At 44.8% G+C, this 837-nt stretch carries 1 protein-coding gene; it reads right to left on the minus strand.

Annotated features, from left to right (window positions below; genetic code table 11):
- A partial coding sequence (truD, locus tag R7Q48_RS26060) for a tRNA pseudouridine(13) synthase TruD (protein ID WP_318133085.1) occupies window positions 1-767 on the minus strand: 767 nt, incomplete at its 3' end.
- Between the last annotated feature and the right edge of the window lie 70 nt (window positions 768-837).

Raw genomic sequence — 837 nt, forward strand, 5'->3', positions numbered from 1 at the left:
ATCTCAACTTCACTCAATGCAAGCTTGTTTTGCATATCAGCAAGGTTATTCGCATCAACAGCCAACAATCCTTGTGATGTCTGTGCGATGTCACCATCGATGAATTTATCAAACACACCATTTTCTAGACGAGCAGAAACGATGCGGTTGAAAATCCATGAACGCGCGGCAGACAGGTACATGCTGCGTTTGTTTTGGTTACGCGTACGAACGTTCTCTCGTCCCCAACGACGGGCTTCGTCGAGGTTATTTCCATCGTTACCAAAGCGTTGGCTACCAAAGTAGTTTGGCACACCAACTTGTTTAACTTTTTCAAGGCGTTGCTCTACATCCGCCATATCTGTCACTTCAGACAAGGTAACCACAAACTCGTTCCCGATTAAGTCACCAGGACGCAGTTTTTTGTTGTGTCGATCGATCGCCAGAATTTCAATACTTGGGTATTGCGCCAAAAATGTCGAAAAATCTGGAGTCTCACCTTTAGGCAGATGAACACTTAGCCATTGTTCGGTTACTGCATGGCGATCTTTCAGGCCTGCCCAACTAACGTCTTTAGACTTAACACCACAAGCTTTCGCTAGCTCGTTAGCGACGAAACTGGTGTTCTCACCTGTTTTTCGAATGCGCACCATTAAGTGTTCACCTTCTCCCGTGAAGGCAAAACCCAAATCTTCGCGAACCTGAAAGTGTTCTGGTTGCGCTTTAATTTTTGCTGATGCGACTGGCTTGCCTGTGAGGTAAGCCAATGAGGATAAAATATCTGACATGATGTATTTCCACTGCTTACGCAGCTTTAAGGAGCAAATTATTCGATTATTGCTTAAATAGAAGCACGAC

This window comes from Vibrio sp. 378, assembly GCF_033339435.1.